Origin of the sequence: Ruegeria faecimaris, assembly GCF_900182615.1 — a bacterium.
In the GTDB taxonomy this organism is placed as follows: domain Bacteria; phylum Pseudomonadota; class Alphaproteobacteria; order Rhodobacterales; family Rhodobacteraceae; genus Ruegeria; species Ruegeria faecimaris.
The window spans coordinates 1-13436 of the sequence record NZ_FXTE01000016.1; the positions used below are offsets into that span (position 1 = coordinate 1).

Annotated in this window: 14 protein-coding genes and 1 pseudogene; 2 read left to right on the top strand and 13 right to left on the bottom strand. The window is 54.1% G+C overall.

Translation table 11 applies throughout. The features are described from left to right. Positions 1 to 108: pseudogene (locus FN806_RS17885) on the top strand (IS5/IS1182 family transposase); the annotation flags it as partial. A gap of 23 nt (positions 109 to 131) precedes the next feature. On the opposite strand, the gene FN806_RS17890 reads toward FN806_RS17885, so the two are convergent. The 10 genes from FN806_RS17890 to FN806_RS17930 all read right to left on the bottom strand — a co-directional run bounded on the left by FN806_RS17890 (position 132) and on the right by FN806_RS17930 (position 8022). After that, on the bottom strand, positions 132 to 1190 hold the full coding sequence (locus FN806_RS17890) for a ferredoxin--NADP reductase (RefSeq protein ID WP_142639670.1): 1059 nt from the start codon (positions 1188 to 1190) through the stop codon (positions 132 to 134). Positions 1191 to 1197: 7 nt separating this feature from the next. Next, positions 1198 to 1683, bottom strand: a complete 486-nt coding sequence (locus FN806_RS17895; protein WP_142639672.1) for a hypothetical protein — start codon at positions 1681 to 1683, stop codon at positions 1198 to 1200. A gap of 84 nt (positions 1684 to 1767) precedes the next feature. Next, a complete protein-coding gene (locus FN806_RS17900; protein ID WP_142639674.1) occupies positions 1768 to 2931 on the bottom strand; it encodes an aromatic ring-hydroxylating oxygenase subunit alpha in 1164 nt (387 codons plus the stop codon). Between the two features lie 9 nt (positions 2932 to 2940). Further along, positions 2941 to 3204 carry a hypothetical protein gene (locus tag FN806_RS17905; protein ID WP_142639675.1) on the bottom strand — a complete coding sequence of 88 codons (264 nt, stop codon included), beginning with the start codon at positions 3202 to 3204 and terminating at the stop codon, positions 2941 to 2943. Beyond that, a complete protein-coding gene (locus tag FN806_RS17910; protein ID WP_142639677.1) occupies positions 3201 to 3791 on the bottom strand; it encodes a TetR/AcrR family transcriptional regulator in 591 nt (196 codons plus the stop codon). Before FN806_RS17910 ends, FN806_RS17905 begins: the two co-directional genes overlap by 4 nt. A gap of 115 nt (positions 3792 to 3906) precedes the next feature. Further along, entirely contained in the window at positions 3907 to 5013 is a 1107-nt protein-coding gene (locus FN806_RS17915) for a lyase family protein (protein ID WP_142639679.1), read from the bottom strand. Continuing rightward, complete coding sequence (locus FN806_RS17920; RefSeq protein WP_142639681.1) at positions 5006 to 6520, bottom strand: tripartite tricarboxylate transporter permease; 1515 nt, start codon at positions 6518 to 6520, stop codon at positions 5006 to 5008. Before FN806_RS17920 ends, FN806_RS17915 begins: the two co-directional genes overlap by 8 nt. Positions 6521 to 6526: 6 nt before the next feature. After that, the gene (locus FN806_RS17925; RefSeq protein WP_142639683.1) at positions 6527 to 6994 is read right to left on the bottom strand and encodes a tripartite tricarboxylate transporter TctB family protein; all 468 of its coding nucleotides are present in this window, start codon (positions 6992 to 6994) and stop codon (positions 6527 to 6529) included. A gap of 70 nt (positions 6995 to 7064) precedes the next feature. Further along, positions 7065 to 7334 (bottom strand): tripartite tricarboxylate transporter substrate-binding protein, encoded by a 270-nt coding sequence (locus FN806_RS20745; protein WP_281286298.1) that lies wholly within the window; start codon positions 7332 to 7334, stop codon positions 7065 to 7067. Next, positions 7309 to 8022, bottom strand: coding sequence for a tripartite tricarboxylate transporter substrate binding protein (locus tag FN806_RS17930; RefSeq protein ID WP_281286299.1), 714 nt, complete (start codon positions 8020 to 8022; stop codon positions 7309 to 7311). The genes FN806_RS20745 and FN806_RS17930 overlap by 26 nt, the downstream gene beginning before the upstream one ends. Positions 8023 to 8122: 100 nt before the next feature. On the opposite strand from FN806_RS17930, the gene FN806_RS17935 reads away from it, so the two are divergent. Beyond that, a complete protein-coding gene (locus FN806_RS17935) occupies positions 8123 to 9043 on the top strand; it encodes a LysR family transcriptional regulator (RefSeq protein WP_142639685.1) in 921 nt (306 codons plus the stop codon). 597 nt (positions 9044 to 9640) lie between these two features. Here FN806_RS17935 and FN806_RS17940 read toward each other — a convergent pair. The 3 genes from FN806_RS17940 to FN806_RS17950 form a co-directional block, all read right to left on the bottom strand. Then, positions 9641 to 10393 carry an outer membrane protein gene (locus FN806_RS17940; protein WP_142639687.1) on the bottom strand — a complete coding sequence of 251 codons (753 nt, stop codon included), beginning with the start codon at positions 10391 to 10393 and terminating at the stop codon, positions 9641 to 9643. Positions 10394 to 10463: 70 nt separating this feature from the next. Beyond that, positions 10464 to 11708, bottom strand: a complete 1245-nt coding sequence (locus FN806_RS17945; protein WP_142639689.1) for a DUF3179 domain-containing (seleno)protein — start codon at positions 11706 to 11708, stop codon at positions 10464 to 10466. A gap of 60 nt (positions 11709 to 11768) precedes the next feature. Then, positions 11769 to 13436: a sulfatase-like hydrolase/transferase gene (locus FN806_RS17950; protein WP_142639690.1), complete on the bottom strand. Its 1668-nt coding sequence runs from the start codon at positions 13434 to 13436 to the stop codon at positions 11769 to 11771.

Sequence of the window (13436 nt, forward strand, 5' to 3'; positions counted from 1 at the left end):
TTTGGCAGGCTCAAGGATTGGCGCCGTGTGGCAACCCGTTACGACAGGTGCCCGAAGGTCTTCCTCTCAGCAATCGCCATCGCAGCTCTCGTCATCTATTGGCTATGAGTCCTGACCCTAGAACCGCGCCTCTAATTGTCGAAGCTAATGCTCAGTTTATCTGAGGTAGCGATACTCTGGCAGGTTAATATATCTCCTCGGGTGACATCGCTGTCTTCAAGGGCCATTCGAGCATGCATATGGACCTGACCTTTTGTTAGACGCGCTTTGCAGGCGCCGCATACTCCGGACTGGCAACTGAAAGGTGGTGTTAAGCCCGCCGACAATATTGCATTCAGTAGCGTTTGATCTGCGGCAACAGGAACCTCGTGTGTCGCCCCGCCCAGTTCAACTTGTGCATTGGCGGCGATACCCGTCACACTGGAGGCTGTGACTGTAGCCCCGCCGAAGCTTTCCATATGAATTCGGCTCGCAGGTACGTCCAGTGCCATCAGCGCGTTGCTCACGTCCGCATTCATAGCTCCGGGTCCGCAAATCCAGTAGTGGACATCTTGCGCCACAGGTGGGGTTTCCTTCACGGCGGCTTTTGTGGCATCTGCATCCACGCGACCTTTTCGCCACGAGCTGGACCAACTCCACAGCGAGGGTGCAGACAGGACATGGCGCAATGTGAACCGGACGACGTGATCAGTTTTCAATATGTCCAATTCTTCGCCAAAGATGATGCTTTCGCAATCGGCGTTGCCATAAATCAGATGAGCAACTGAATGAGGTTCTTTTTCGAGGACAGCGTTGATCATTGCAAAGAGCGGCGTGATGCCACTGCCTGCGCCAAAGAAATAGTGGGTGCGGCGCTTCAACGGGTCCGGCGTCAGAGAAAATTGACCGAACGGCGGCATGACATCGACCGTATCGCCGGGCTTTAGATGGTCTCCGATATGATTGGACACCAGCCCACCGGCCACCCGTTTTACCGTGATGCGCAAAAGGGCACCCGGCGGGTTGGAAATGGTGTAGCTGCGGCGTTGCTCTTTCTCGTTGAGGTGGAATCGAAGAGTGACATGCTGACCGGCTTGCCAGCAAAAGGTTTCTGCCAGACTGGTCGGTAGATCAAAGGTCACGCTTGTGGCTTTGCCGTTGATCTCAGGCCGGATTTCAGAAATTTTCAGGGAAAAGAAATCTGGGTTCATGGTTTCCTCAACGATAATCAAACGTGGTGTCGAGAGCTCGGATTGCCAGCTGACCAGCTTGCGGGGCGATGAAAAACCTATCCGTCTGGTTCATCGTTCCAGTTGTGTCGTCCCAGATGTAATCAACACGGGTCTTGGCGGTGACACGCGTGCCGCCGTCGGTGAATTCCGAGGAAAACGTGGGCGCACCGCGCCTTGTTTCCCTGTATCCCTGCATCGCGTCGGCCAATGTGGTATCCTGATGCCAATCAGGAAGTGTTTCCCAATCGGCCACCGGATAGGAAAACGTCTCATCTGGCTGCCCAAGCCCGAATTTGATTGTGACAGTATGTACTGCCTTCGGGTGCCAGTCTTTCCACGTTGCGGCGATCGCTGCCTCATCTGTTGCATTGAGATAGCGCGCCGTCAGGTCCTTGGGTTCGTCTGACGGGTTGGCCAAGACCAGTCCGGTTGCCAGGATCGTACCGATCAAGGTTGCAAGAATGCGTTTCATTTACTTTCCAAATTTGGCGGAGTGGATGGAAGTGTACGACCGGGCAATTGAAGGAGTGATCCGATATTGACCCAAGGCATCTGGCTAAGTTTCGGCTTCTTGTGTCTCAAGGAAGTCCAGGATTTCTTGTTGGTGCCTGACCACGGGGCTTTCCCCGTTGGCGGCAGGGCCGACCTCAAAAAACGGGCTGGTCAGTGATTTCTGCTGTTGCTCACAGGCGTAAATATCTTCGGCTGTGAAATCACCCGACGCCATTGGATCATCTTCGCCGATTGCGTCGCTGTCAGGATATTTTGGGCCGCCGAAATCCTTCCAGAAACTCCAACTGCTCCATTCCTGTTTCTGAAATTCCCACCCTGAGGCATTCGCCAGTTTGGTGCGGTTTTCCACGCGCGTCAGATCAGGACCCAAGGGCGTGATAATGAAAATGTTCCAGCTATCCTCGCCCGCGCCAAGCCCGATACCGGGAAACAGCATTGGCACCCAGGCCCCAATATGGGGTTCTGGTATTGCCCGTGGTGTAGGCAGGTTTTTCTCCAAATCCTTGGCATAATCTGGCGCTGGCGGTTCCCAGAAGTGATAGTGCGGACCTTTCCAGCCGTATTCCGCCCGCGCATGATCATACATGTGCAGCGTATTCGAATGAAGATGGCTCAGGTGATAGACGTCGATATAGTTTTCAACCACGATCTTCCAGTTGGCCTTGATCTCATAGCTTTGCCGCGCATCGGAATATTCCATCAGGTCTTCCGGCGTGTGTGGCCCCAACAGCGGATCAACCGCACCAAACCATTCAGCAAGGCTTGGCGGATTCGGATCAGGATGCACAAAGAGCATACCGCGCCAGATATCCACACTGGCGGGTTTGAGGCTGAGGCAGGATTTGTCGACACCATTAGGGTATTCCTTTGCCTCATCCGGAACAGAAATCAAGTTGCCCTCCAGGTCGTATGTCCAGTCATGATAGGGGCACGTCAGCGCCTTTTGTGTTTTCCCAACGGCCCGGATCAATTGCGTGCCACGGTGACGGCAGATGTTATGAAACGCCCGCAAACGGTGATCGCGCCCCATCACGATAAAGATGTTGTTAAGCCCCGCCTGAACCGACACAAAATGACCGGGCCCTGGCACGTCTTCGGCCAACCCGGCATAGCGCCAAGTGCGCGAGAAGATCTGCCTTTGCTCGCGGTCGAACCAGTCTTGCGACGTATAGGCGTCAACGGGAAGGCGGTGGTACATTTGGGTCATGGCAACCTCTTAAACAAGCCAGATGGCGTAGGTCGGAAATAGGCTGGCCGCGATCATCATCAGGCCGAACACAGCCCAAAGGATCGCAACTGCCCAGAAAAGGATCGGATCGTGTTCGCGCGAGATATCAAAGACAAGTGCGGTCTGACCCGTCATAATCGATGGCACCAACCACCACAGAAACAGCAGGCCCCAAACCCAGTAGAGCCCCAGCACAGCCGCAACCAAAAGAACTGGTAATGCCATATGATTGACAAGGCGTCGGGTGCTCATACGTTCGGCTCCAAACTGGCGGCAAGGATCGTTGCAGCCTGTTTCAGCTCTTCGCGCCAGACCTCGGGCGGATTTAGCGGGGTCAGCGAATCCAGGTTCACATATGTTGCGGAAATCCCCTGCGAAACGGCACGGATCTGGGCAGGAGGGGCGTTCGGAAAGGCGCGTTTCAACACGGCTTCGATCACCTCAAAGAACTGCTCCAAGCTGTCGACAAGGGGTTGTCGCATTGACGGATGATTGGCGACGGATGTGACAAGCGACTGGTAGGCCAGCATTACGCGCGGATCATTAGGGACAGATTTATCAAACAGCAGATCGATCAGATCAGCTGTTGTGCCCGTTGGTTCCAACGCGTCCCGAAGGGCGGTTGTCGCCTGCGCAAACCTGTCTACGACATGGCTTATAAGGGCCCCGGTCATCTCGTCCTTGTTGCCCAAATAATGACGCAGGATGGGTCGTTTGACACCAGCCTCAGTCGCGACGCGCTCTTGGGTGGCCCCCTCCAATCCGAAACGGGACACACATGTGAGATATGCATCAAGAATCTGTTCTGATCGCTGGTCTTTAAGACTGGGACGGGGCATCGCTTATCTCGTTTATTGTCACATCTGACAAATAACTATTCAAAGTATATTGTCAATAATGACAATTAATAAATCTCTGCAAGAGCCGGTGCGCCCAAAGCCCCGAGAGGTCATTTCAATGTATTAAGGTTTCAGTGTTTGTTGCCGCCACAGGTAGCTTTCGCCGCATTGAATCCGTGTCGACCTCAAGTTTGCCAAAAAGTTTGTCGACCCAATGGACGGCCCCGGATGTCAAAAGAAAAACCTCCGGCACCACAATCCACTCGCCAATCCACACACCGCCGGAACGCTCATGCTGGTGTAAAGTCAATTCGCCAATCTGCTCGGCGCGTTGACGTCCCAGTCTTCCGACAGCCTCGCCAAACTCTGATGCCCGTTGGTTCTGCTTATGCGCCATCGCAGATGAGGCGCCCCGACCCGTTTCGTGAGTTTCCGCGATTTCGGCAATGTCGGTTGAGGACAACAAATTCACGTTATGTGAGATTTTGCAGATGGTTGCACACAGCGCACCAAGCGCTGTCACGATGTCCGCTATTCCATCCCTTGCATTTTGCCAGTGTGGGTCTACGACCCTCAGCCCCAACGCCTGTGCAACAGCCCGTTTGATCTGTAACCCATCATCATTATCATAGGCTCTCAGATCCCCAACTGGTCCTCCGATTTGAACATTCAACCCTCGCAGCGCGGCGTCATCAATTGCGTTCTGTCGACGCACCAGCTCAGATTTCCAGACCTGCAGTTTGGTGGCGAAGCACATCGGAACGGCGTGCTGGCCGTTGGTGCGGCCCATCATCATCGTGCCCCCATGATGATCGATCTGCTGATCCAGCAATGTAAGGAGCCGCTGCACGTCCAGACCGATCTCTGTGAGTCCAGCCTTCATTTGCATTGCAAGAGCTGTGTCCATGATGTCTTGCGTCGTTGCACGGAAATGAAAGTACTTCGCATGATCGCCAAGCGCTTCGCGCATCTGCTGAATAAGCCCAACAATAGGTCGACCCACAATCAACAAGTCCGCCTGCATTTGGTCCTTGTCGAGCATCTGAGGCGACAAAGCCTCAATCGCACGGGCTGCATCATTAGGAATAAGCCCCGCCTCGGCCTGACATCGAGCCAGGGTTTGCTCAACCTTCAACCAGGCTGAGATCGTGCTGTGTTCTGACCAAATGACGCGCATGTCGAGGGTCGAGAAACAGTCGCGGTAAAGGCCAAAATCAAGCATCACCCAGCCCTCCCTGCGTCAGCTTTCGGTCTTTCAGGATACCCCGGATGCGGAATGCTATCGCGCCTGCACCGATGATTATGAAAGCCAGCGCGATTGGGCGCTCGACAAAAATCAGTGCGCCCCCATCCGACATCAAAAGCGATTGGCGAAAGGTCTCTTCGGCGCCTTTTGCCAGTACAAATGAGATGACAAAGGCGGCGATGTTAAAGTCGTGCTTTCGCATCAGCCAACCAACAAACCCTGCCACGGTCATCACGGTCACGTCGAACATCGACCCGCGTGCCGAATAGGCGGCGACAAAGGCGGTCATGAAGATCATCGGATAGAGGACGTTGGTCGGGATCTTCAGGATCAACCGGGCCACTTGCGTCGCCCCGAAATAGCCGATCACGCCATACGCAATGACCCCCAGCATACCGCACGCGAACAGCTTATAGACCAATTCCTTGTCGGTCAGGAAAAGTGTTGGTCCAACCTGAATGCCATGGATCAGGAAGACACCCAGAAGAATGGCGCCAATGGTCGACCCCGGTATTCCCAACGTCAACAGGGGAGCCATAGATGGGCCGGAAACCGCATTGTTTGCTGCTTCGGGTGCTGCGACACCTTCCAATGCGCCCTTGCCCCATCGCTCGGGGTTCTTCGCCCGGCGCTTCCCTTCACCGTAGGATATGAAAGCGGCAATCGCTGAGCCCAGCCCCGGCAGGACGCCGATACCTGCCCCGATAAAGCCACCACGCAAGGCGTGCGGCAGGCAGGGTTTGTATTCCTCCCAGGTCAGATCATTGCCGTCTTGCGTGCTGTCGTTCTCTTTAGTCTCACCATGGGTTTTCCGACGCTCTTCCAATTGGGCAATTACTTCGCCTAGAACAAAGACACCGATCATCAGGGGAACCAGTCCAATGCCATTGGACAAGTCGAAGGAGCCAAAGGTGTAGCGTTCCTCGCTCGAAATCGGATCAAGCCCAACCATGGCGACCAGAATTCCCATCAGGGCCGACGCCAGTCCTTTGACTACGGATTTGCCGATTACCGATCCAATCACAACAAAAGCGGCAAAATAGATTGCAAAGGTTTCCGGCGGTCCCAGTTTCAATGCGATGGACGCGATGAACCCTACACCGATGACCAACATGATATCCCCCATCAGATCGCCAATGACTGACGAGATGGTGGCAACCTTCATCGCCTTTCCTGCCTTTCCCGCGCGCGCCAGCGGATAGCCGTCGATCTGGGTGGCAGCACTGGCAGCTGTGCCCGGCGTATTGAACAGAATGGCCGCGATTGATCCACCATAGCGTCCGGATTTGCCAATCACGTAAAGAAACGCCAAGGCGAAAAGGGGCGACATATAGAAAGTGATCGGCAACAGCATTGCGATGGCGGCTGATGCGGTCAGTCCGGGGGTCGCACCCACGATCATGCCAACAAACGCCGCCAATACGATGGCGAAAAGCAGCATCGGATCTGTAATCACCGAAAGAAGAGCGGGAAAGATTTCCATATTTTGTTACCCCTGAATCCAGTTCAGCAGATCAAAGACCTCGCCATAGGGTGGGAATACGCCGAGCAGCACAAAGAAAATGATGTGAAAGACCAGCGGGCACAGAATGACTGATAGCGCCAATCCGGTCCGACTACGGACGCCAAAAATGTAGAGAACCAGTGGAGCAACAATCGCAGTCGGAACAAGGTATCCGAACCATCGGAAAGATTGCTGATAGATCAGCGCAATGATGAAAAGGCCGATGATCTCAAGCGTGGCCCCATTGTCGGGTTCGCCTTGTGCTCCACCTGCGTTCTGACGTGTGACCCCGATGATCAGGAATCCGGACAGAGCAAGCAGCGCAACAGCTGCAGCAAAAGGCACAATGCCAGCCCATGTATCACCGGGCGAGGCCGCTGGCACTTGCCAGGCACTCCAGATGGCAACACATGAAATGGCTGCCAGAACAAGCCCTTCGGCATAAGCACGCATAATTCCCTCCGTCACACATTGGTCGTTGAGAGAGATCGGGTGGCGATATCGCCACCTGATCCTGTCAGTCTCAGTTCGTCAGGCTATCCACCAAAGGCGCGGCGTCTTCTTTCATCGCCGAAAGTGTTGCCTTGGCATCTGCGCCGTTTTGATAGACCGGTCCGGTTCCGCGTGAGGCCAGGAGTTCGGCAAACTCAGGTTTCGCTGCGATCTGTTCCAGTGCGTCTTCCATGGCCGCAACCACCTCGGGCGGCGTGTCTTTTGGTGCGAATACAATCACCGGGGACGATACGGCAGCGAAGGGTATCCCTAGTTCACCAAATGATGGCACATCCGACATAATCCCGTCGCGGTCCTGACTGTTGACCGCCAGCGCGCAGCTGATCCTCAAAACCGGCCAATTGCTGCACGCCAAGGAAACCGAAATCAGCTTGTTCGCCAATTAGTGCTGCACGGGTCGGACCACCACCTTTGAATGGTACATCCTGTGCCTCGATGCCGTTGTTGGCCAGAAAGCCCAGGCCGCCAACATGGTGAAACCCGCCGCGTCCCGAATGCGCCCAACGAAGCGATCCTGGATCAGCCTTTGCCGCGTCGATCACGTCTTGCACGCTTTGGAATGGGCTGTCCTTTGGCACCATCAGCGATGTCTGCAACTGACCGACCTGAGCGACAAAATTGAAACTTTCCAATGCGTCAATGTCGGTGTCCCGCGCCATGGTCGACAAAAGGAACGACCCACCCGACGTCATCATCATCGTGTATCCATCCGGACGCGCACCGACGACCGAGTTGGCGCCGTTCAGACCGCCCGAACCGGGCTTGTTCACGACTACAACTGGTACCTCCAATATGCCCTCGGCTGCCGCCGAGATGGCACGTGCATAAGCATCTGTACCACCACCGGCCTTGTACGGCACGATGAGGTTGATGGGGCGCTTGGGCCAGTCGGCAGCAAAGCTGGCTGTGGCTGTTGTCGCTACGGCAACGGCGGCAATGGCCGCGTTAAGTAGTGTTCTGCGTTTCATCGGGTCCTCCCATAAGCTCGACCCTAAACTATCTAAGTTTGGGTGTTGATAAAAATGCAAAGATAACATCTACTCTTGCAAAAAACGAAAGACTGGGTGAATGAACATCAAAGCTTTGCGCGCATTCAGTATCACGTTGTCCGAAGGCTCTCTGATTGCCGCCTCGGAAATATTGCACCTGAGCCAACCCGCTGTCAGCCGATTGATATCGGGATTGGAAGCAGAACTAAGGCTTACATTATTTGATCGAAGCGGCCGCAACCTTACACCTACTCCAGAAGGGTTCGCATTCTACCGCGAGGCAGGTCGAATTCTGGAAAATCTGGATGAAGTGCCCAGGATCGCGGCGGAAATTCGTGCTGGGCGAACGGAATCACTGCGCATTGTCACTATGCCCCGAATTGCGCAAACCCTATCGGCCCGCGCAGTGGCAAGGTTTTTCAAAGAACACCCTGACATCAACATCAGCCTGGATGTCCGAGCACGGCGCGAAGCCGGAAAGTGGTTAGCAGGGCGCGAATACGACATCGGTATTGGAGCATTGCCCGTTGAACATCCGGGAATTCGCACACAACCGTTATTGAGAGTTCGGGCACAGGCGATCCTGCCTGCAGATCACAAACTTGCCAAACGACAGGAACTCTCAGCGACTGAGCTTGTGAATGAACCTATCATCCGTTTGATGCAGGGGTTGCTACTGCGAGATCAACTGGATGACATCTTTCATTCTGCTGGCGTTTCTCCTGGCCAGTCTTGCGAAGTTGCGTCTTCCCAACTGGCGTGTTCACTTGTTGCAGAAGGGGCAGGTATAACTATCGCAGATGAATTGGTCTCAGCTCAGATTGGTCTCGAAAACTTGATTCTGGTGCCGGTTGTTCCCGAAAAATGGATGACATTCGGGCTGTTGTACCCCGTCTCGCAGGACAGAACTGAAGCTCTTTGCCGCTTTGAAACAGTTTTGCGCGATGTGGTTAGGGAACTGGCGGGTCAAAGCCCAACGTTGGAAGTGGCCATGGATTAGGACCATTCGATGATCAGATGCTCGGGGTTCAATCGCCCTTGAATGCGTCAGGCTCTACGTTGACGCAGTTGCAGAAATGATCCACATCGCAGTGTCGAGAAGGGCGACCAAGGTTTGTTCGTTTGATTGACAATGGGAGCTTAGTGAACTTATCCCCCATTTGTGGCGCGCGCAGCATTGGTAGGTGTGGGCTCTTTCAAGACCTTGGGTGCAGCGCAGCATTTCGGTTCAAGAACCACTCGCCATCAATTTGAACGGCCCATAGCCGACATCCATCAGCCCTTTGAAATACTGCGTTAGCAGCCCGCATTTCAGACATTCGCTGCGATTGCGAAAGCTAGTCTAGGTGAATTCTCACTCCGCGTTCGACAGTGGAATCGCTACCTCAGACTTGTCTCATTCATTGCTAGATTTCTATGGCTACAACAAACTCCAGCCAGCTATCGATGCCGGGGGTCAAGATCTGGGGCCAGGCACGAAAACAAATCTGAGGGCACATGCGAATTTGATTCTCTAAAACTTTTTACAATTGAATCGCGCCAATCAAACGACGTTCGTAACATCACAACCTTGTCTCGGGTTCGCCAACAAAGAATTTTAGAACCGATAAGTCGCGCCTAGCACAGGCCCCGACTGATCAAATGTAAAATCGTTGCCGTTGATTTCATGATCGAATGAGATATAGCGATAGCCACCGCGGATCAGCCACCTGTCGTTGATTGCGTAATCTGCCGTCAGCAGAATCTGCCAGGTTTCACTGTCACTGCGGAAGCCTCCGTAGTCGACAAAACCGGAGCCCGACCACTTATCCGAGAACTGTACCCGTGCTCTGGCGCCGATGACAGGGTCGGTCCAGCTATCATCTGCCGTTGTTGTGCGCCCCGGTGCCGCGCCGGGTAGAAGGGTAAATTCCGTTTCAGTGCTGAACCACCGGAAACCCCCGGCGACGTCAACGGTGATAGTTGGCGCTTCATACACTCTGTAGCCAACATAGCCACTTAGGTATTGTGTGGTAAATGATGTCTCCAGACCCGAGCCGACAGGTCCAGGAGCGCTGTTACTGAAAGATAAGTCTGTGTAGTTGTAATCTGCAAGTATCAGCCAACGTCCGTTGGTGGCCGAGAACGCACTCATAAAGGCAAAATCGAGGTTTTCCAACGCATCCGAAAAGCTGAGAGTACCGTCCAGAGTGCCCAAAGGTGTGTCCAATGTAGTCTCTGTTTCCGGCATGAACAGGTAGATTGTGGCCTCATATGACCAATCGGATTGTTGAGCCGAAGCCACTGTGGCCACAGATGCAAAAAAAGCTACTCCGCAAGCGCAGCTTTTCACCCAAATTGACGAAGTCATTCTGTCCCTCCCGTCAAACAATCAAGTTTGAATAAATGGTCTTTGGTTTGTAGTTGTTTAGCCATGGGCCTCATTCTACAGCTCCTTCGGTTGCCATGGAACCGCTGCCGACACGATTAATATCTGTGTTCGGGAAGAACTCGGACCAGACATGCCAGAATGCGCCTGCGCGCAGGGTTTCGACACGTTTTAGCTGACCCTGATCTGAATGGCCCCAAAAATCGCAATGGCTCACAGGTTGACCAAAGTCGTTGTACCAAACGCCTAGGCTTTCATACTTTGGATCCAAGCTGACCACGACATCTCGTCCGCCGACATTGGAATTCACGATCCACTCGTTCTCGACGATGAAATCATCAGTCCAGCAAACCGCATCCTTACCGATCGTAATTCCCCAAACGTAGGTTTTATTTGGTAACCGATCGTCCGAACGATCCATGTTGTCCATCACGGGCGCGTCTTCCTGATGCTGGCGTCCGATGCCCCAGCCAAACGTGATCTCGGTCATCATATCCAGCAGGCGCAAAAATGGGTTCGGGGATGGCTTGTTCAGAAATACCTCACCGTCAGGATAGGCCTTCTGAAACCCGCGGAACGTCATTCGAAAGGTTGGCCAGGGCTCCATTTGCGCTTCGGGTCGAAGGGGGCAGGCAGGACCGTCGGAGTTAGGGTCGCGGTCCGCCTCGCGGAAACCATAGATGTGCTGGATCGGCTCGCCCGTGTCGTTATCGCGCAGGATTAGGTTATTGCCATGCTGGGCCAAAACCTCGAGATTCAACCGTCGTCCTTCTATTCGCGGAATGTAACCCTGACCCAGATTGGCCATAGCGCAATAGGTCATGACCACGTCTTCACCACCCAAGCCATCTACATTCCCGGCCAGATGAGGGCGCATAATCTGCGCATCCGGGTGCGCGCGGGCTTGGCCGTTGTTTTCGATGACTATGACGGGCGCAGTTGGTCCGACATATTTGCGGGCTTCTTCAATTGGAAAGTACTGTGCGTCATTGAGCTGGTTCCTTAGACCCAAATGCACCCAAACGTAGGGAAACCCATAAAGAAGAAGAGTAAGCACAGCCGCTATGAGCCAAAGCCAGAAAGGGCCACCGCCCAAAAGGAAATGCGCAAGTGTTGCCGCTGCAAACCCGCCAAGTCCGATACCGATCAGGCGATATTCATTGCGGATAAAGCGCACCATATTCTCGCGCTTTACTTTCAGCAGCATTTGAGAGACGTCGCCCAGATCGCGAAAATAGACAAACCCGATGCCGAGAGACACAATCAATCCCAGTGCGAATATTATGCTACCAAACATGCTGTGACCCTCGACCTTGATTAACACAGTCCTTCACAGGTTTATTGCGAAGGATTAGGCTTACTTCTGTGGTGACGCGCGCTTGATCATGAAAGCCTCAACTGCCTGTTGGGTTTCGGGGCGGATGTTCTCGATCCCTTCATAGGGCACGCCATAGGCGGGCGCGGTATCGGGGAATTTTTCTTTGCGGGCCATGTGGCGGCCCAAAATCCGTGCGAATTCCTGCCCTCCCCAGGCGCCAACCTCGGTCGAGACCGAGTATTCTTCGCGCGTGTCCCGATAGAGATCAAAGAACTTTGCAAGAATGGCGCTTTCGCCTGGTCCCGGCAGTTTCAGCTTTAGCTGGTCTTTCACGACCGCCTCGGGCTTGTTCACCGAATAGACGATGACGTGATCGCGGCGAGATTTGGATTCATCGGTGAACAACAAGGCGGCCGACTGGTCCACCCCATCCACAAGGCGATCCCGCGGAATATACTGATCTGCTCCGGCAAAGCGCGACAAAGTGGTATAGAGGTCCGAGACATGGATGATGCTGTTAAGCAACCCGTCAGCCTCGATCATACCGGGCCAGCGGATGAAGGCGTCAACTCGTATACCGCCTTCAGTCGTGTCACCTTTGCCGCCAGCATAGATCAGCGGGGTGAACCCGGATTGCGGCGCGTATTTGGTGAAATGGCCATTGTCACCCATGACCACAACCACAGTGTTTTCCGTCAAGCCCAACTCTTCCAGCCGCGCGAACAAGTCGCCCAACCACTGATCGAGCAACTGCATTTTGTCCACATACAGGCCACCATTAACGCTCTCTGGCCCCGACCGCCCGGCACGGGTGTTGTCCAGCGGGATCATCGGCCAGTATTGTAAGAAAAACGGGTCTTCACCACTTGCTAGGCGATCCAATTCTTCCATCGTCTTGTCCTGAAACCCCTGGTTCATCTCATCGTACTTCGCAGCGTTCCAGCGTTCGCCGGTTTCCATGCGAATTTCGCGGATGGGCCCGCCGGTTTCCCCTTCGATGACTGTCATCATCGCGGCAGAGTCCGGCCGGAACCAGCCGTCCAGCGTATATTTGTCGTCATAGTCACGGATCGCGACCGAGACCTGTTCTTTGATCGCATCATCATTGAAGATCGTCAGCTGGCCCTGTTGGTGGATGGCGTGCTGGGCATAGTCAAAACCCTGATTCATCGCCCAGCTTTCGGCGATATCGCCCATGTGCCATTTGCCGACATGGCTGGTCGCATAACCCGCCTGTTTCAGAATTTCGGCCAAGGTGACCTCGTTTTCCGGTAAGCCAAACCCGGCAATGTCCACCGTTGTGTCGCCCATACCCATGCGTACGGGCAACCGCCCGGTCATTTGTGCCACGCGGGTCGGCGTGCACGAAGGTTCAGTATACATGCGCACCATTCGCATCGCCTGATCGGAAAAGTCGTTGATATTCGGCGTTTCATAACCTCGCACAGCGTTTAGCTCGGGGATGCCCATGTCGCCGAAGCCCATATCGTCGATCAGAACGCTGACTATGTTTGGGGGCTGCCCATTGTTACCGTCACGAAAAGCGGCCAGAGCATCATCAACAGCGGTATCATCCTGTGCCCATTGTTCTGCATGTTGTGCCTGCAGAATATAGAATTCGGCATCGTGTTGAATTGGGTCTTCCTGCGCTTGCAAAGGTGGTGCCGTAACGCCTGCACAAAAAACCAGAAGCCATTGTAGTTTCAT